14 protein-coding genes are annotated in these 18,531 nt (G+C 71.4%); 3 read left to right on the top strand and 11 right to left on the bottom strand.

Features of this window, described 5'->3' with window-relative positions; genetic code table 11:
• From glgX to HW577_RS08150, 5 genes are all read right to left on the bottom strand, one after another.
• Positions 1–1,695: glycogen debranching protein GlgX (gene glgX, locus HW577_RS08170; protein WP_198375646.1), on the bottom strand; the 1,695-nt coding region annotated here is incomplete at its 3' end.
• On the bottom strand, positions 1,688–3,118 hold the full coding sequence (glgA, locus tag HW577_RS08165) for a glycogen synthase GlgA (protein ID WP_198375649.1): 1,431 nt from the start codon (positions 3,116–3,118) through the stop codon (positions 1,688–1,690). The genes glgA and glgX, both read right to left, overlap by 8 nt.
• A gap of 10 nt (positions 3,119–3,128) precedes the next feature.
• Positions 3,129–4,397 carry a glucose-1-phosphate adenylyltransferase gene (glgC, locus tag HW577_RS08160; RefSeq protein ID WP_232474769.1) on the bottom strand — a complete coding sequence of 423 codons (1,269 nt, stop codon included), beginning with the start codon at positions 4,395–4,397 and terminating at the stop codon, positions 3,129–3,131.
• Positions 4,398–4,424: 27 nt separating this feature from the next.
• Positions 4,425–6,632, bottom strand: a complete 2,208-nt coding sequence (gene glgB, locus HW577_RS08155) for a 1,4-alpha-glucan branching protein GlgB (protein WP_198375645.1) — start codon at positions 6,630–6,632, stop codon at positions 4,425–4,427.
• Positions 6,629–9,022 (bottom strand): glycogen/starch/alpha-glucan phosphorylase, encoded by a 2,394-nt coding sequence (locus HW577_RS08150; protein ID WP_419956578.1) that lies wholly within the window; start codon positions 9,020–9,022, stop codon positions 6,629–6,631. The genes glgB and HW577_RS08150 overlap by 4 nt, the downstream gene beginning before the upstream one ends.
• 211 nt (positions 9,023–9,233) lie before the next feature.
• On the opposite strand from HW577_RS08150, the gene HW577_RS08145 reads away from it, so the two are divergent.
• The 3 genes from HW577_RS08145 to HW577_RS08135 all read left to right on the top strand — a co-directional run bounded on the left by HW577_RS08145 (position 9,234) and on the right by HW577_RS08135 (position 13,626).
• A complete protein-coding gene (locus HW577_RS08145) occupies positions 9,234–10,376 on the top strand; it encodes an FIST signal transduction protein (protein WP_198375644.1) in 1,143 nt (380 codons plus the stop codon).
• Entirely contained in the window at positions 10,376–12,280 is a 1,905-nt protein-coding gene (locus HW577_RS08140; protein ID WP_198375643.1) for a putative bifunctional diguanylate cyclase/phosphodiesterase, read from the top strand. Before HW577_RS08145 ends, HW577_RS08140 begins: the two co-directional genes overlap by 1 nt.
• Positions 12,281–12,342: 62 nt before the next feature.
• Complete coding sequence (locus HW577_RS08135) at positions 12,343–13,626, top strand: hydantoinase/carbamoylase family amidase (protein ID WP_198375642.1); 1,284 nt, start codon at positions 12,343–12,345, stop codon at positions 13,624–13,626.
• Here the strand turns inward: HW577_RS08135 and HW577_RS08130 are convergent.
• The 6 genes from HW577_RS08130 to HW577_RS08105 form a co-directional block, all read right to left on the bottom strand.
• Positions 13,617–14,498, bottom strand: coding sequence for a polysaccharide deacetylase family protein (locus HW577_RS08130; RefSeq protein WP_198375641.1), 882 nt, complete (start codon positions 14,496–14,498; stop codon positions 13,617–13,619). The genes HW577_RS08135 and HW577_RS08130 overlap by 10 nt on opposite strands.
• Entirely contained in the window at positions 14,498–15,589 is a 1,092-nt protein-coding gene (gene atzD, locus HW577_RS08125) for a cyanuric acid amidohydrolase (RefSeq protein WP_332837544.1), read from the bottom strand. The genes HW577_RS08130 and atzD overlap by 1 nt, the downstream gene beginning before the upstream one ends.
• A 25-nt stretch (positions 15,590–15,614) precedes the next feature.
• Entirely contained in the window at positions 15,615–16,388 is a 774-nt protein-coding gene (locus HW577_RS08120) for an ABC transporter ATP-binding protein (RefSeq protein ID WP_198375639.1), read from the bottom strand.
• The gene (locus HW577_RS08115; protein WP_198375638.1) at positions 16,381–17,229 is read right to left on the bottom strand and encodes an ABC transporter permease; all 849 of its coding nucleotides are present in this window, start codon (positions 17,227–17,229) and stop codon (positions 16,381–16,383) included. The genes HW577_RS08120 and HW577_RS08115 overlap by 8 nt, the downstream gene beginning before the upstream one ends.
• A 13-nt stretch (positions 17,230–17,242) precedes the next feature.
• Positions 17,243–18,193, bottom strand: a complete 951-nt coding sequence (locus tag HW577_RS08110; protein WP_198375637.1) for an ABC transporter substrate-binding protein — start codon at positions 18,191–18,193, stop codon at positions 17,243–17,245.
• A 23-nt stretch (positions 18,194–18,216) separates the two neighbouring features.
• A partial coding sequence (locus HW577_RS08105; protein WP_198375636.1) for an allophanate hydrolase-related protein occupies positions 18,217–18,531 on the bottom strand: 315 nt, incomplete at its 5' end.

Raw genomic sequence — 18,531 nt, 5'->3', positions numbered from 1 at the left:
GCCGGTCGCGTCGGCCGCGCCCGTCAGCGGCGCCGCGCCGTGCAGCGCGGGATGGGCGCGGCGCGCGGCGACCAGGCGCGCGGTGAAGTCGATCAGCGCCGCGTCCGCGCCCGTCCAGTCGAACCACGACGTCGCATTGTCCTGGCACCAGGCGTTGTTGTTGCCGCCTTGGCTGCGCCCGGCCTCGTCGCCCATGGACAGCATCGGCGTGCCGCGCGCGGCGAGCAGCGTCGCCAGCAGCGCCCGCACATCGGCGCGGCGGCGGCCGAGGATCGCGGCATCCCCGGTCGCGCCCTCGACGCCATGCGACCAGGAGAGGTTGTCGTCGGTGCCGTCGCGGTTCTCCTCGCCATTCGCCGCGTTGCGCTTGCGTGTGTGGGCGACGAGGTCGGCGAGCGTGAAGCCGTCATGCGCCGTGACGTAGTTCACGCTGTCCGTCGCGGGCCGCGCGGCGAAGACGTCGCGCGATCCGGCCAGTCGCGTCGCGAAATCCCCGATGCTGCCCGCATCGCCGCGCCAGAAGCGCCGCACCCCGTCGCGGAAGCGGTCGTTCCATTCCCCCCAGCCGGGCGGGAAGGCGCCGAGGCGATGGCCGTGATGCCCGACATCCCAGGGTTCGGCGATGATCCAGCGGTCGCGCAGCAGCGGGTCCTGGCGCATCGCCTGCAGCAGCGGCGCATCCGGGTCGAAACCCTCCGCGCGGCGTCCGAGCGTGGTGGCGAGGTCGAGCCGCAGCGCCGCGAGCCGCGCCTGCCCCGCCCAGTGCCGCAGCGCATCCATGGCGAGCCGCAGCGGCCAGGGCCGGTCCAGCGCGAGCGTGTTGCCGCAGCCCGCATCGTTCGCGTAGCGCCCGGGCGCGCCGGGCAGGGTGCGGTACCAGGCCGCGTCGCCGAGGCCGCGGAGCGAAAGCGTCGGCCCTTCCTCCTCGCCCTCTCCCGAATGGTTCAGCACGACGTCGAGGATGGTCCCGATGCCCTCCGCCGCCAGCGCGGCGACGGCGGCGCGCACCTCCGCCATGCCGCCCGGGGCGAGGCGCGGCTCGGGCGCGAGCCAGCCGACGGGATTGTAGCCCCAGTGGTTGGTCAGGCCGCGCGGGGCGAGCATCGGCTCATCCGCCCAGGCGGCAGCCGGCATCAGTTCCACATGCGTCACGCCGAGGCGTTTGAGATGCGCGATCGCCGCCGGATGGGCGAGGCCGGCGAAGGTGCCGCGGAGCGCCTCCGGGATCGCGGGATGGGTGCGGGTGAAGCCGCGCACATTCAGTTCGTAGATCACGCGCGGGCCGTCGATGACGGGCGCCGGCAGGTCGGGCAGCGGCCGCGTCAGCACCGCCTTCGGCATGAGGGCGGCGGTGTCCGCGCCGAGGATGGCGAGGCTCTCATGCGGCGCGAAGCGGCGGTCGATCTTCCGCGCCCAGGGGTCGAGCAGCAGCTTCGCCGGATCGAAGCGCAGCCCGCGCTCTGGCGCACAGGGACCATGCGCGCGGAGCCCGTAGCGCGCGCCCTCTCGGAGGCCCGGCACGAAGCCGTGGAAGACATCGCCGGTGCGGCCGGGCAGGCGCAAGCGCGCGGTCTCCCGATCCTTCGCGTCGAACAGGCAGAGGTCGATCGCCGTCGCGCCCGGCGCCGGGATGGCGATGTTCGCCCCGCCGGGCGCGAGATGGACGCCGAGCGGCTCGGCCGCGCCCTCATCCATGCCGGGCGGCCAGCCCCTTGAGCAGCGCCGCGTAGCGGGCGGCGGACGGGCCCCAGGAGACGTCGGTCGCCATGCCGCGCGCCTGGATCCCGCGCCAGGTGGAAGTGTCGCGGAACAGCGCCAGCGCGCGGCGCAGCCCGGCCGCGAACGCATCCGCGCTGCCTGGCGCCACCTGCACGCCCGTCGCGCAGTCGGCGGCGAGCGCGACGGGACTCGCATCGATGACGGTGTCGGCAAGCCCCCCGGTGCGCGCCACGACCGGCACCGCGCCGTAGCGCAGGGCGGCAAGCTGCGCGAGGCCGCAGGGCTCGAAGCGCGAAGGCACGACGAGCGCATCCGCCCCGCCATAGACGAGCCGCGCGAGGCCCTCGTCGAAGCCGATGAAGGCGCCCGCGCGGCCCGGATTGGCGGCCGCGAAGCCGCGGCAGGCGTGTTCGAGCCCACCTTCGCCAGAGCCGATGATGGCCAGCTGCGCACCGCCCGCCATCAGCACATGCGCGGCTTCCAGCAGCAGGTCCGCGCCCTTCTGCCAGGCGAGCCGGCCGATGAAGGCGAAGAGCGGGGCATCGGGGTCGGGCGCGAGGCCGAACCGCTTCTGCAAGGCCGCACGGTTGGCCGCGCGCGGCGCGACATCCCCGGCCGTGAAGCGCGCGGCGAGATGCGTGTCTCTGGCCGGATCCCAGTCCTCGGTGTCGAGGCCGTTGAGGATGCCGTGCAGGTCGCCCGCCCGGCCGCGCAGCAGCCCATCCAGCCCCATGCCCCCGGCCGGAGTCAGGATCTCCTCGGCATAGGAGGGCGAGACGGTGGTGATCGCATCCGCGTACCACAGCCCCGCCTTCAGGAAGCCGACGGCGCCGTAGTATTCCAGGCCCTCGCGCCGGAAGGCCTCCGGCGGCAAGCCAAGGGCGGGGAAGACCGCCGCCGGGAATTTTCCCTGGTAGGCGAGGTTGTGGATGGTGAAGAGCGAGGGGATGCGCCGCGGCGCGAAGCGCAGATAGGCAGCCGCGAGCCCGGCCTGCCAGTCATGCGCATGCACCGCGGCGAAGCCCTGGGTCTGCGCGATGGTCGCAGCGGCGCGCCCGAGGGCTGCGAAGCGCGCGGCATTGTCGCCCCATTCGGCCGCGTCCGGCGCCGTGTATGGCCCGCCCGGCCGGTCATACAGATGCGGCGCGTCCAGCACATACAGGTCGAGCCCAGCGGCGCGGCCTTCCAGCACCCGCGCCACGCCGCCGAACAGCCCCGGCATCTCCAGCACCTTGCGCGGCGCCTCTAGCCGCGCAAGCACCTGGCGATAGCCGGGAATGAGCGTGCGCACCGCCACTCCGTGCGGCGCGAGCGCGGCTGGCAGCGCGCCGGCCGCATCGGCCAGCCCGCCGGTCTTGACCAGGGGATAGAGTTCCGACGCGACGGCGAGGACGGGCAGGGCCACGGCGTCAGTCCAGCCGGTCGATCATCGCCTGGGTGATCAGGCAGATGCCGGACTCCGTGCGCCGGAAGCGTTCCGCATCCAGATCAGGATCCTCGCCCACCACGAGCCCGTCCGGGATGCGCACCCCGCGGTCGACCACGACATTCGTCAGCCGCGCGCCGCGCCCGACATCGACATTGGGCAGCACCACGGCGCCATCAAGCGCGGCATAGGAATGCAGGTGCGTCCCCGTCGAGAGCAGCGAGCGCCGCACCCGCGCGCCAGAGACGATGCAGCCGCCGGAGACGAGGGAGGAGATCGCCTCCCCCCGTCGCCCGTCGATGTCGTGCACGAACTTGGCCGGCGGCGTGACTTCCGCATGCGTCCAGATCGGCCAGGCGCGGTCATAGAGGTCGAGGTCGGGCACGATGTCCGTCAGGTCGACATTCGCGTGCCAATAGGCGTCGACGGTGCCGACATCACGCCAATAGGGCGCGGCCTCCGCGCCCGAGCGCACGCAGGAGCGTTCGAAGCGATGCGCCACCGCACGGCCATTCGCGACGATGTGCGGGATCATGTCCTTGCCGAAATCGTGCGTCGAATGCGCCTCGGCCGCGTCACGCCGCAGTTCCGCGGCGAGGAAGCGCGTGTCGAAGACATAGATGCCCATCGAGGCGAGCGCGCGGTCGGGCTCCCCCGGAATGGCGGGCGGATCGGAGGGCTTTTCCACGAAGGCGGTGATGCGGTCGGTCTCGTCCACATGCATCACGCCGAAGCCGGTCGCCTCCATGCGCGGGACGGTGATGCAGCCCACCGTGACATCGGCGCCGCTTTCCACATGCTGCGCGAGCATCTGCTCGTAGTCCATCTTGTAGATGTGGTCGCCGGCGAGGATGACCATGAAGCGCGGCGCGTAGTCCTCGATGATGTCGAGGTTCTGGAACACCGCATCCGCCGTGCCGAGGTACCAGGAACGTTCGTCGACGCGCTGGCTGGCTGGCAGGATGTCGAAGGTCTCGTTGCGCTCGGGGCGGAGGAAGTTCCAGCCGCGCTGCAAATGCCGGATCAGGCTGTGCGCCTTGTACTGCGTCGCGACCGCGATGCGGCGGATGCCGGAGTTAAGGGCGTTGGACAGTGCGAAGTCGACGATGCGCGACTTGCCGCCGAAATAGACCGCGGGCTTGGCCCGCCGGTCGGTCAGTTCCATCAGCCGCGAGCCGCGCCCGCCGGCCAGCACATAGGCCATGGCATGCCGCGCATAGGGTGGGCCGATGGTGGGTCTGTCATCCGCCATGTCGTTCGTCTCCCGGTCGTCGCGGCATCATGCCCGTTCCGGCAGCGGCCAGGAAACCGGCTCCAGAAACAGCGCGCCGAGCGGCGGCAGGTCGAGCGCGGCGCTGGCCGGCAGGTCACGGTAACCGACCGGGTCGGCCATGATCTCGCCGGCGCTGCCGGCGCCGCTGCCGCCGTAGCGCGCCGCATCGGTGTTCAACAGCACGCGCCAGGCGCCGGCGGCGGGCAGGCCGATGACATGCCCGGGGCGCGCCAGCGGCGTGAAGTTGGTCACGACGGCAACGGGCGGCCCGCCGGCCCCGTCGAAGCGCAGCCAGGAGAAGGCCGAGCGGTCGGCATCATCGGCCTCGATCCAGCGGAAGCCCTCGGGCTCGCAATCCCGCGCATGCAGTGCGGGATGGGTGCGGTGAAGGCGGTTCAACTCGCGCACCAGGTCCTGCACGCCGCGATGGGGCGCGTATTGAAGCAGCCACCAGTCGCATTCGCGCGTTTCCGACCATTCCCGCCAGGGGGCGAATTCCTGGCCCATGAACAGCAGCTTCTTGCCCGGATGCCCCCACATATGCGCGTACAGGCAGCGCAGCGTCGCGAAGCGCTGCCAGTCGTCGCCCGGCATGCGGCCGAGCAGCGTTCCCTTGCCGTGCACCACCTCGTCATGGCTGAGCGGCAGGATGAAGGCCTCGTTCCACGCATACATCAGACCGAAGGTGACCAGGTCGTGGTGGTGGCGCCGGTGGATGGGATCCTTCGCCACATAGCGCAGCGTGTCGTTCATCCAGCCCATGTTCCACTTGAGCCGGAAACCGAGGCCCGTGCCGACGGGCGGCGCGGTGATGCCGGGCCAGGCGGAGGCTTCCTCGGCGCAGGTGACCGCGCCAGGCGCCTCCCGCGCGATCAGCCCGTTGACGTGCTGGAGGAAGGCGACCGCGTCGCGGTTGACGTTGCTGCCATCCTCGTTCGGCGCCCAGGCATCTGGCGCGCGGTCGTAGTCGAGATACAGCATGGAGGAGACGGCATCGACGCGCAGCCCGTCGGCGTGGAAGCGCTCGAGCCAGAACAGCGCGTTGGCGGCGAGGAAGGCCGCCACCTCCCGCCGGCCGAAATCGAACACCGCCGTGCCCCAGCCCGGCAGGAAGCCGCGGCGGGGGTCGGGATGCTCGTAGAGCGGCCCGCCGTCGAAGCGCGACAGGCCCGCGGCATCGAGCGGGAAATGCGCCGGCACCCAGTCGAGGATGACGCCGAGCCCTGCCGCATGCGCGCGATCGATCAGCCGCGCCAGCCCCTCCGGCGGCCCGTGCCGCGCCGTGGCTGCGTGCAGCCCGATCGGCTGGTAGCCCCAGGAGGCGTCGAGCGGATGCTCGTTGACCGGCATGAATTCGAGATGCGTGAAGCCGAGGTCGACCGCGTAGGGGATCAGCGCCTCGGAGATCTCGTCCCAGCTGTAGAAGCGGCCGTCGGGATGGCGGCGCCAGGATCCGGCATGGACCTCGTAGATCGCCATGGGCGCACGGCGCGTGTCGTGCGCCGCGCGGGCGGCCATCCAGGCCTGGTCGGTCCAGTCGAACCCGTCCGTGCGCGCGACGATGGAGGCGGTGGCCGGGCGCAGCTCGGCGGCGAAGCCGTAAGGGTCCGCCTTCAGCGGGCACAGCGCGCCGTCACGGCCGAGGATCTCGAACTTGTAGCGCGCGCCTTCCGCGACGGCAGGAAGGAAGATCTCCCATAGGCCTGAATCGACGCGCTTGCGCATCGGGTGGCGCCGCCCGTCCCAGGCGTTGAAGTCGCCGACGACCGAGACGCGCCGCGCATTCGGCGCCCAGACGGCGAAGCGCGTGCCGGCCACGCCCTCATGCACGCAGGGATGCGCGCCTAGCCGTTCGAACAGCCGCGCATGCGTGCCTTCGACGAGAAGATGGTCGTCGAGCGGGCCGAGTGTCGGGCCGAAGGCGTAGGGGTCGTCGAACGTCCAGCTCTCCGTCCCGCGCGTCGCGCGCAGGCGATAGGGCGGTGGTCCGGGCGCGTCGGGGGTGAAGCCTTCGAAGAAGCCCGCGTCATTCCGGCGCTCCAGCGCCAGCATGCCGCCAGGCAGCAGGGCGGTCAGCGTCTCCGTCCCGGGCACGAAGGCGCGAATGGCGAGGCCCCCCGCGACCTCGTGCGGGCCGAGCAGCGCGAAGGGGTCGCCGTGGCGCGCGGCGAGCAGGTCCGCGATGGCCTGCTCCTCGGCGCGCCAGGCTGTCATGACGATGTCGGCACGCCCCAGATGCCGGCGGCGTATTCGGCGATGGCCCGGTCGGCCGAGAACCACCCCATGGCCGCCGTGTTCAGCACCGCGGCGCGGCGCCAGGCCTCCGGCTCGCGGTACAATGCCGCTGCGCGCTGCTGCGCGGCGAGATAGGCGTCGAAGTCGGCCGCCACCATGAACCAGTCATTGCCGCGCAGGCTGTCCACCAGCTCGCGATAGCGGCCATGGTCGTCGGGAGAGAAGACGCCGCCGCCGACCGCGTCCAGCACCTCGGCCAGAGTGTCGGAGGCCGCGACGGCCTGCGCGCCGGACCAGCCGGCGGCGCGCCGTTCCTCCACCTCTGCGGCCGACAGGCCGAAGAGGAACATGTGCTCGGCGCCGATGCGATCCGCCATCTCCACCGTCGCGCCGTCCAGCGTGCCGATGGTCAGCGCGCCGTTCAGCGCCAGCTTCATGTTGCCGGTGCCGGACGCCTCCATCCCCGCGGTCGAGATCTGCTCCGACAGGTCGGCCGCGGGCACCATCATCTCGGCCGCCGTCACGTTGTAGTTCGGCAGGAACACGACCTTGAGCAGCCCGCGCACGGCGGGGTCGCGGTTGACGGTGCGCGCGACGTCGCTCGCCAGCTTGATGATGAGCTTGGCGCGGTGGTAGCCGGGCGCGGCCTTGCCGGAGAAGATCTTCACCACCGGCGTCCAGTCCCGCATTGGCTGGGCGCGGATCGCCTCGTACAGCGCCACGGTCTGCAGCACGTTCAGCAATTGCCGCTTGTACTCGTGGATGCGCTTGATCTGCACGTCGAACAGCGCGGCCGGGTCGATGCGCACGCCGGTCTGTTCCTGCACCAGCACCGCCAGCGCTTCCTTGTTGGCGCGCTTGGCCGCGGCGTAGCGGCCGCGGAAGGCGGCGTCGTCCGCGCAGGGGCGCAGCGCCTCCAGCCGCATCGCGTCGTCCAGCACAGCGGGGCCGAGCGCATCGGTCAGCAGCGTCGTCAGCCCGGGATTGCACTGCATCAGCCAGCGGCGGAAGGAGATGCCGTTGGTGCGGTTGACGATGCGGTCCGGATGCAGCCTGTGCAGGTCGCGGAACACCGTCTCCCGCATCAGCCCGGTGTGCAGGGCGGAGACGCCGTTCACCCTGTGCGACCCGACGAAGGCGAGCTGCCCCATGCGCACGCGCCGGCCATGGTCCTCCCCGATCAGGGAGACGGAGGCGAGCAGCGCGTCATCGCCGGGATGGGTGGCGCGCACCGCGTCCAGATGCTCGGCGTTGATGGCGTAGATGATCTGCATGTGCCGCGGCAGCAGCCGTTCCATCAGCGGCACGGGCCAGGATTCGAGCGCTTCCGGCAGCAGGGTGTGGTTGGTGTAGGAAATCGCGCCGCGGGTGATCCGCCACGCCTCGGCCCAGGGGACATCGTGTTCGTCCACCAGGATGCGCATGAGCTCGGCGATCGCGATCGCCGGATGCGTGTCGTTCAGCTGGATGGAAACGCGCTCGGCCAGCGTATTGACGCGGCCGGCCTGGCGCAGTTGCCGCCGCACCAGGTCCTGCAGGGCGGCGGAGGTGAAGAAATACTCCTGCCGCAGGCGCAATTCCTGCCCGGCCGGACTGTCATCGGCCGGGTAGAGGACCTTCGAGATCGCTTCGGCGCGGACCTGTTCCTCCAGCGCGCCGACATGGTCGCCGCGGTTGAAGGCATCGAGCCGCAGCGGGTCGGGCGCGCGCGCGCGCCACAGCCGCAGCAGGTTGACATGCTTTCCGCGCCAGCCCACCACCGGCGTGTCGTAGGCGACGGCATCAACCCACTCGCCGGGCTGCCAGGTCAGCTTCTCGGTTCCGTCGGGCTGCGCCTCGGCCACCACCTCCCCGCCGAAGCCGATGCGGTGGCGGATCTCGGGGCGGGCGAATTCCCAGGGATTGCCGAAGGACAGCCAGTCCTCGGGGAATTCCTGCTGCCAGCCGTCGCGCAGGATCTGGCGGAACAGGCCGTGGTCGTAGCGGATGCCGTAGCCGAAGGCGGGGATGGAGAGGCTCGACATGCTCTCGAGGAAGCAGGCGGCGAGCCGTCCGAGCCCGCCATTGCCGAGCGCCGCGTCAGGTTCGGCGAGCCGCGCCTGGTCTGGCGTGACGCCGAGGTCGGCCAGCGCGGCGCGCAGATCCTCCGCCATGCCCAGATTGTGGACGTTCTCCCGCAGCAGCCGCCCGATCAGGAATTCGAGGGAGAGGTAGTAGACATGCTTGCCCTCATTCCCGCGCGTCGCCTGCATCTGCGCGAGGAAGCGCTCGGTGATGTGGTCGCGAACCGCCAGGGCGGTTGCGACGAACCAGTCGCGGTCCCGCGCTTCCGACGGCAGCTTGCCGAGCGTGTAGGTCAGCTTGCGCAGGATCAGCTCGCGCAGCGCGGCGGCGCCGCTCGCGGCGGGAACGGGGGCGGCGTGCGTGTCCAGGATGCTGTCTCCGGAGCGGGCAGAAGTGCCTGCGCGGTACGCTACCAGATAAGGGCCCGCCCCCGAAAGCGACGCAGCCCGCCAAGGCGCATTAACCGTTCCTGCACGCCGGCGAATTTATCTCGGTGGCGAGGAACGTGGAGCACCCATGCAGGTCGCGACTCTCAGCTGGTCGCCCGAAGATGGCCTCGCGATGGCCGCGGGTGCCTCGCAGGCGGACCTCGTGCTGTATTTCGGCGCGCGCGGGGTGCTTGCCGAAGGCCGCTGTCACCGGGTGCTGCGCGCGGCCTTCCCGGGTGCGGTCGTGGTCGGCTGCAGCACGGGCGGCCAATCTCTTGGGCTTGAGGTGGAGGAGGACGGCGTCGTGGGTGCCGCGCTGCGCTTCGCGGCGACGCGCGTGCGGCTCGCGACGGAGGACTCGATCGCGCGGGATGGTTCTCACGCCTGCGGGCGCCGGCTTGGCGCGATGCTCGCCGCGCCTGACCTCGGCGCCGTGCTGCTGCTGTCCGACGGGCTGCATGTGAACGGGAGTGCGCTTGCCGCGGGCATCACCGAGGGACTCGGTCCGAACGTGCCGGTCAGCGGTGGATTGGCCGGCGACGGATCGGCCTTCGCCGCGACGTTCGTCGGCGCCGGAGACGACGCGCCGGCCGAGCGCCGCGTCGCCGCGATCGGCCTCTACGGCTCCTCCCTCCGCTTCGGCCATGGCAGCGCCGGCGGTTGGCGCCGCTTCGGTCCCGAGCGACGCATCACCCGCGCCGAGGGATCCGTGCTTCACGAACTCGACGGCGCGCCGGCGCTCGATCTGTATGAACGCTACCTGGGTGAGGAGGCGCAGGGCCTGCCCGGCAGCGCCCTGCTGTTCCCGCTGCGCATCTGGAATCCGGCCCGCCCGGACCATGAACTGGTCCGCACGGTGCTCGGCGTGGACCACGCGACGCGCAGCATGACCTTCGCCGGCGACATGCCGGTCGGCTGGCGTGCGCAGCTCATGCGCGGCGGCGTCGATGGCCTCGTCTCCGGCGCAGCGGAAGCCGCGCGCGCCGCGGCCCGCGGCTGCGGGGGCGGCGCGGGGGACGGGCTCGCGCTCATGGTCAGCTGCATCGGCCGGCGCCTCCTGATGGGGCAGCGCACGGCCGAGGAGATCGAGGCGGTGGCGGCGCAACTCCCGCCGGGCCAGCCGATCCTCGGCTTCTACTCCTATGGCGAGCTTTCGCCACATGCCAGCGGCGGCCAGTGCGAGCTGCACAACCAGACCATGACCATCACCCTGCTGCGCGAAGCCGCGTGATGCGCGACGTCGAAGCCAAGATGGAGCGACTCTTCGCGCGCCAGTTGGCGCTCGCGTCGCGTCCGGACGGCCACCTCGACATCGCGGCGCTCGCGCGCATGGTCCGATCTTCCTACGAGGAAGCGGAGCGCGACCGGCTGCGCACAGACCGCGCCATGGATCTCATGGCGGCCGAGCTCGAAGGCGCGAATGCCGAGCTGGAGCGCCTGCTGCGGAACCTCAGCATCCAGAACCTGCGCTTCGAGGCGGCGCTGGCGAATATGCCGCACGGGCTCGCCATGCTCGATGCCGAGGAGCGCATCGTCGTCGTGAATGCGAGGCTCGGCGAGTTGCTCGGCCTTCCCGACGGCGTGATCGTCCCGGACGCGAAGCTCGAGGACCTGGTCGCCGCCGCCAGCGCGCGCGGCTTCTGCCCCGGCCAGGGGGCGCAGGAGGCGACGCGCGACATGCGCCGCAGCCTGTTGTCCGGCGGCGCGGCCGAGATCGAGCGCATGGCCGGCGGGCGTACCCTCCTCCTCTCCTCACGTCGGATGGAAGGGTCCGGCTGCGTGCTGCTCGTGCAGGACATCACCGAGCGGCGCGCCCAGCAGGCCCGGATCGCCCATCTCGCGCAGCATGACGCGCTGACCGGCCTGCCGAACCGCGCGCACTTCCTGGCCCGGATCGACCAGGCGCTCGCGCGGGCACAGCGTGGCGAGGGCTTCGCCCTGTTCTGCCTCGACCTCGACCGCTTCAAGCAGGTCAACGACACGCTCGGCCACCCGATCGGGGACCTTCTGCTGAAGGAGGTGACGGCGCGCCTGCGCACGACGCTGCGGGACACCGACATGGTCGCGCGTCTTGGCGGCGACGAGTTCGCCATCATCCAGGACCTGGCGCGCCAGCCGCCCGATACGGCGGCGCTCGCGCAGAGGATCGTCGAGGTCGTCTCCGCGCCCTACCTCATCAACGGGCACCGCATCGTCGTCGGCACCAGCATCGGCATTGCGCTGGCGCCGGCGGACGGCGCCGCGGCGGATACGCTGCTCAAGGCGGCCGACCTTGCTCTCTATCGCGCCAAGGCCGACGGGCGGGGTATCTGGCGCTTCTTCGAGCCGGCGATGGACGCGCGCATGCAGGAGCGGCGCTCCCTGGAGATCGCGCTGCGCGACGCGCTGGAGCAGGAGAGCTTCACGCTGCTGTACCAGCCGCTGCTCGAGGTCGGCTCCCTCCGCGTCAGCGGCTTCGAGGCGCTGCTGCGGTGGCGCCAGCCCGACGGCACCCTGACGCTGCCGGCCTCCTTCATCCCGCTCGCCGAGGAGACGGGCCTGATCGTCCAGATCGGCGAATGGGTGCTGCGGCAGGCCTGTCGTACCGCACTTTCCTGGCCCGAGCAGATGTCGGTGGCGGTCAACGTCTCCGCCGTCCAGTTCCGCCATGCGCGCTTCGTCGAGCAGGTGCGTGAAGCGCTGTCCGGCTCCGGCCTCGCGCCATATCGGCTCGAGCTCGAGGTTACCGAGACGATCATGCTGCAGGACAGCGCGGTCGTGATCGCGCAGCTGAACCGCCTGCGCGCACTCGGCGTGCGCATCGCGATGGACGATTTCGGGACCGGCTATTCCTCGCTCAGCTACCTGCGCAGCTTCCCCTTCGACACCATCAAGATCGACCGGTCCTTCGTGCGCGACCTCGATGCGCGGGGCGATGCGCGCGCGATCGTCAGCGCCATCGTCGGGCTCGGGGAGAGCCTCGGCATGCGCACCACCGCCGAGGGGGTGGAGACGGAGGCGGAGCTCGCCGGGCTCCGCCGCGTCGGCTGCAGTGACGCGCAGGGCTTCCTCTTCAGCCACCCCATCCCGCCAGAGGACGTCCCGGGCTTCCTCGCCACCAGTGCCAAGACCTTCCCCGCCGCCGCGGCGGAGTAGCGCCCGCGCAAGCCCGAAGGCCGGATGCCCGTCGCGGCACGGTGGGTGCTAGCCTTCCCCGCATGCCGATCCCCGACCGCGCCCTGACCGACGCACTGACGCTTGCCGAGGAGCTGTTCGCGCGCCTGCGCGCGGCAAGCCTCGATCCGCCAGGCGTGACGCGCGCCTCCTACGGCGAGGGCGAGGCCGCAGCCCACGCCATCATGGCCGAGGCCGCGCGCGGCCTGGGGCTGGAGGTGACCGCCGACGCCATCGGCACGCTGCGCATGGTGTTGCCGGGGTCCGATCGCGGCTTGCCGGCGGTCGCCATCGGTTCCCATCTGGACAGCGTGCCGCATGGCGGAAACTACGATGGCGCCGCGGGCGTGGTGCTCGGCCTCGCCACGGCCGCGGCGCTGATCGCAGCCGGGCGGCGCCCGCGGCGGGACCTGCTGATCCTCGGCATCCGTGCGGAGGAGATGTGCTGGTTCCCTGCCCATTACCTGGGCAGCCGTGCCCTGCTCGGGCTCTTGCCGAAGCAGGCGCCCGACACGCTGCGGCGCGTCGACACGGGCCGCACGCTCGCTGAGCACATGCGCGATCAGGGCCTGGACGCTAAGCCCATCCGGGAAGGGCGCGCGCTGCTGCGGACCGATCGCATCGCCTGCTTCATCGAGCCGCATATCGAGCAGGGTCCCGTGCTGGTCGAGGAAGCGCTGCCCATCGGGATCGTCACCGGCATCCGCGGCAGCCTGCGCTACCCGCAGGCGGTCGTCCACGGCAGGCACGCCCATGCCGGCGCCGTGCCGCGCGCCTTCCGCCGCGACGCGGCGATGGCGGGCGTGGCCCTCATCTCGGCCCTCGACGCGCGCTGGGCGATGCTGGAGGCCGGCGGTGCCGACCTGGTCTGCACCGCGGGTATCCTGGCAACGGACCCGGCGCACCACGCGCCGACCAAGGTGCCCGGGCTGCTGCGCTTCAGCCTCGACATCCGCAGCCTGGATGCGGAGCTGCTCTCCGAGATCGACCACTGGCTGAAGACCGAGGCGCTGCGCATCGGCGACGCGCGCGGCGTCGAGTTCGACTTCGGCCCGCCGACCCATGCCGCGCCGGCGCGGATGGATGCTGGGCTGCGCGACCTGCTCATGCGCGCGGCGATGGCCGCGGGCGTACCGGCGAAGGAGATGGCCTCCGGCGCCGGGCATGACTGCGCCACCTTCGCCGGCGTCGGCCTGCCGTCCGCCATGCTGTTCCTGCGCAACCGCAACGGCAGCCACAATCCGGACGAGGCGCTCGACATGCCCGACGTCGCCGCCGCGCTTGCCGTGCTGGCGCGCATGGTGGCGGAGCTGCTCGATCAGGCCTGATCGCCGGTCCCGAGATACCAGGCGGCGATGTCGTCGCCCTGCAGGAAGGCGATGCGCGGATCGGCGGACAGGTCCTCGAACAGGGATTCGAGCGCGCCGATGCGGTGCGGCACGCCGGTGATGTAGGGGTGGATCGCCACGCACATCACCTTGCAGCCGGCATCCTCCTCCGCCTCCCGCAGCAGACGGGCGGCCTGAAGGCGGGCACGACGGGGCAGTTCCTGCTCGTCATGGTGCTGGATCATCACGACGGGGATGTCGTTCAATTCAACGCTGTAGGGCATGGCGAGCATGGTCCCGTGCGCCGTCGCGATGCGCGCAGGCAGGTCGTCCACCACGAAGTCGCCGGTCCAGCGAATGCCCGCTTCGGCGAGCAGGTCCGGCGTTTCCGGCGTCTCGGTCAGGCCCGGGCCGAGCCAGCCGGTGCAGGGGCGGCCGGTGAAGTCCAGGATCGCCTGCGCCGTGCGCGCGATCATGCCGCGCTGGTCCTCGACGCGATGCGTCGGCACCTGGAACCAGCCATGGCCCATGAATTCCCAGCCCGCGTCGCGCGCGGCTGCGGCCACGCGCGGGTAGGCCTCGATGACGCTGCCGTTGACGGAGAGCGTGGGGCGTATGCCGAGGCGGGCGAACAGCGCGTGGAAGCGCCAGAACCCAACCCGCATCCCGTATTCGTGCCAGGCCCAGTTCGGCACGTCCGGCTGCAGCGCGGCACCCGTCGGCGCCACCAGCACCTGGCGCGGCATCGGGTTGTCGATCAGCCAGTTCTCGACATTGACCACCGGCCAGACGATCAGCCGTGCCCCACCCGGTCCTTCGTGGCGCGGGCGATCGGAGGGCGCGGCGTAGCGCAGCCGCTCGACAGGGCGCATCAGCCGGGCCTCCGCGCGATGATGGCGACCGGCCCGCCGCCATCCGGCCCCTGGTGTTCCGCCCCGCCCGAGACGAAGAGGTCCGTCCGCCCCACGGCGGCGGCGGCGACGCCGCCCACCAGCGCGCGGGCGTGGCGCGTCGCGTTGATGTCGCTGTCGTCGTTCATGATGTGGCGGTTTTCCCGGATGCGTCCGTTCGTCGATGGCTCGGCCTTGCAGAGCAGCGCGACCAGCCGCGCCGCGTCGTCCGCCCGCAACTGCCCCGCGCCGGGGTCGAGCCCCGCGCCGCGCAGCGCCGCCTGGACCGCGGGCAGGTCGATGCCGTCGCGCATCACGGCATGCGCGATGGTCAGCTCGCCCGCCCAGGCGGCGGAACAGCCCATCACCACCACCTCGTTGCGCGTCAGCTCGATACCGGCCGAGCAGGAGGCGCGACCGGAGAACAGGGAGAGATCCTCGCCGATCACGGCGTCCGACAATGCGGCGCGCGGCACCTCGCCCAGCGCCAGCGCGACGCCAAGCGCCGAGGCGCCGCGCGACAGCCCCATCGAGGCATAGGTGTCATGCGTCACGACGGTCGCGCCGCGCGCCTCCGCCGCGGCGATGCGCTCGCTCGTCAGCAGCGGGCATTTCACCTGCACGTAGTGGACATCGGCCGTGTCGGAGATGCCGGCTTCCGCCATGGCGGCGCGCACGGCGTCCGCCGTCGCCTCCACCTGCGCCATGCGGCCGATCTCCTCCGGCGCGAAGTCCCGCGTGAAGGCGGCACCCAGCGCCAGCGCGCCGGTCGCGGGCGCATCGGTCTCCTCCACCGCGAAAACTAGGAAATGCGGTGAGAGCCCGCCTTCCGTACCGCCCGACATGACCATCGCGACGCGGGCGGCGACTTCCTCCTCCGTCAGGCCGAGCCTGCGCCCTAGCATGACCGACAGCGCATGCACCGCGTAGGCGCGGGTGAAGTCATTGACGCAGCCATTGCCCTCGGTCTTGCCGAGGATGGCGACGATCGCCTCGGCCCGCAGCCCGCCGCCATCGAGCAGCGCAGCGATGGCGGAGACGTCGCCGGGATGGCGCATCGGCACCCGATGCACCGAAGCCTTTCGTGCCATGGGTCGGTCAGGCCGCCTTGCGCGCGTGGTGGCTGTGCAGCCGGGCCGAGAGATCCCGCCGCACGACGTTGAACTCGGGCGATGCGACGTCGCGCGGCCGCGGCAGGTCGATCATGTGCTCGCTCGCGATGCGCCCGGGGCCGGGTTCCATCACCACCACCCGGTCGGCGAGGAAGATCGCCTCCTCGATCGAATGCGTCACGAACAGCACGGTCAGCTTCGTGCGCTGCCAGATGTCCAGCAGCTCATCCTGCAGCCTCTCGCGCGTCATGGCGTCGAGAGCGCCGAAGGGCTCGTCCATCAGCACCATCTCTGCATCGTTCGCCAGCACGCGGGCAATCGCCACGCGCTGCTTCATGCCCCCCGACAATTGGTGCGGGAAGGCGTCGGCGAAGCGCGTGAGGCCCACCATGTTCACGAAGCGCTCGACCGTCTCGCGCACCTCGGCCTTGGGCAGGCCGCGGGAGGTCGGGCCGAAGCCGATGTTCTGTCGCACCGTCAGCCAGGGGAACAGGCCGTAGTCCTGGAACACCATGCCGCGGTCGGGCGCGGGGCCGGCCACCGGCTTGTCCCACATCAGCGCCTGGCCCGATGTCGGTGGCTCGAACCCCGCGACGATGCGCAGCAGCGTGGACTTCCCGCAGCCGGAGGCGCCGATCAGGCAGACGAACTCGCCCTTGCGGACGGTCAGGTTCGCGTCGCGCAGCGCCTCGATCTTCTGGCCGTTCAGCTCATAGATCTTGCCCACGCCGCGGATGTCGAGGATCGGCAGCTCAGCCATGGTGGGACGGGCTCCAGCGCAGCAGGCGGTTCATCAGCATCACCACGATCCGGTCCGAGACGAAGCCCGCGATCCCGATCACGATCATGCCGCAGATCACGAGTTCCGTGCGGCTCAGCGTGCGCCCGTCCATGATGACGGCACCCAGGCCCTGGGGCACGCCAGTCATCTCCCCCACCACGATCACGAACCAGGCGAGCCCGAGCCCGAGCCGCAACCCGGTGAAGATCGACGGCAGGGCGCCCGGCAGCACCACGCGCGCGAACTGGGCGGAGCCGGTGCAGCCGAGCATGGAGGCCGCCTCGAACAGCCGCTTCTCCACGCTGCGCACGCCGAAGACGGTGTTGAGCAGGATCGGGTAGAACGCGCCGAGGAAGACCAGGAAGAAGGCCGATTTCGGCCCCAGCCCGAACAGGATCATCGAAAGCGGCAGCCAGGCGGTCACCGGGATCGGCCGCATCAGCTGCAGGAAGGGGTCGAGCAGCGCGCGCACCGTCTCGTTCCGCCCGATCAGGATGCCGAGCGGCACGGCGACGAGGGCGGCCAGCGCGAAGCCGCCATACACACGGCTCATCGACGCCAGCAGGTGGATGTGCAGCGTGGCGGAAAAGGCATCGTCCCAGATGCCGCCCACGGCGAAGTCCACCATGTATTCGGCGACCTCGGCGGGGGAGGGGATGAGCCGCGTCATCCCCGCCTTGACCGCGTAGTGCCAGAAGGCGAGCAGCAGCAGCGGGACGATGAGCGCGAGCAGCAGGCCGCGCACACGTTGCCAGAGCCCCGGGCCGGCGCGGACCGGCGCGGTCTCCGGGGCCGCGGCGACGGATGTGGTCACGCTCATCGCCCGTCCGCCGTCAGGATGTCGCGATTTCGTTGGAGAAGCGCGGGTTGAGGAACTTCGAGAAGTCCGGCAACGCGCGGATCTGGCGCATCTCCAGCATCTGCTGCGCATAGAGCCGCGCCTGGGTCAGCGTGGTCTCGTCCAGCCGCCAGGCGTACTGGATGTTCTCGTTGGCGAAGGCGTGGTCCACCGCGGCGCGCGGCGCGCCGAGGATGCGCACCGTCGCCTCCGCCACTTCCGGCAGGTTCGCCATCATGTATTCGGTGGCGCGGCGATGGACGCCGAGCATGGTGCGCACCAGCGCCGGGTCCTGCGCGATCAGCGCCTCGCTGGTGGCGAAGATCATGTTCAGCCCGCCCATCGGCGTGCCGTAGGGGTATTCCACCAGCGTGCCGACACCGGAGGTGATCGACAGGCCCGGACCGGGTTCGGCGCCGACATAGGCGTCGATGTCACCGCGGCTCAGCATCGCGTGCATCTCGCCGAAGGGCACGCGGACGGAGGTGATGTCGCGGATCGTCATGCCCGACTGGCGCAGCCGCTCGAGGATGAAGACCTCCTGCGTCGAGCCCGGCCAGATGCCGACGCGCTTGCCGCGCAGCCCGGCGATGTTGGTGATGCCCGAGCCGGTCTTGGCCACCACGCCCATGCCGCGGTTGGAGAAGGCGCCGATGACGACGACGGGCTCGCCCGCCGCGGCACCCAGCGTGCCGGCAGCGATGCCGAAGCCGCCGAAATCAACGCTGCGCGTGACGACGGCGTTCTTGCCGTCGGTCGGGCTGTCGAAGGTGGTGATCTCGATGGTCAGGCCGGGCGGGGCGAAACGCTGGTAGAAATGCGGCGGCATGGAATGGATCAGCCGCAGCGAGCCCATCTTCACGGTGCGCGCGGCCTGGGCATTGGCGATGTGTGGCGCCGCGATCGGCAGCGCGGCGGCGGCAAGCAGGTGGCGGCGGCGGATCATCCGTCTTTCTCCTCGGTGAAGCCTCAGGCGGGGGTGGGCGCGGCGGTGGCGGCCAGGTAGGCGCGCCAGCCACCGAAGCGGGTGATATCCTCGGCGCCAGCCAGCCCTTCGGGTTCCACCAGGAAGCCCTTGGGCGTCGTGCCGTCGTTCAGCAGCACGGTGCCGATGCACAGCGGCGCGGGAATGCCGGCGACGAAATGGCCGAAGCCCTCGGCGGGCAGCGTCCAGACCTCGGCGGCGATGGAGGCGCCGTCGCGCGCCGCGACGCGCAGCAGGCCCGGCCGGCGCGGCGGCCCGCCGGCCAGCGCGAACAGGCGGAAGCAGGGGCGAGTGCCGAC

Source organism: Neoroseomonas rubea (genome assembly GCF_016106015.1).
Classification (GTDB): domain Bacteria; phylum Pseudomonadota; class Alphaproteobacteria; order Acetobacterales; family Acetobacteraceae; genus Neoroseomonas; species Neoroseomonas rubea.
Note: the sequence above shows the minus strand (reverse complement) of the source record. Positions and strands in the feature narration are given on the sequence as shown.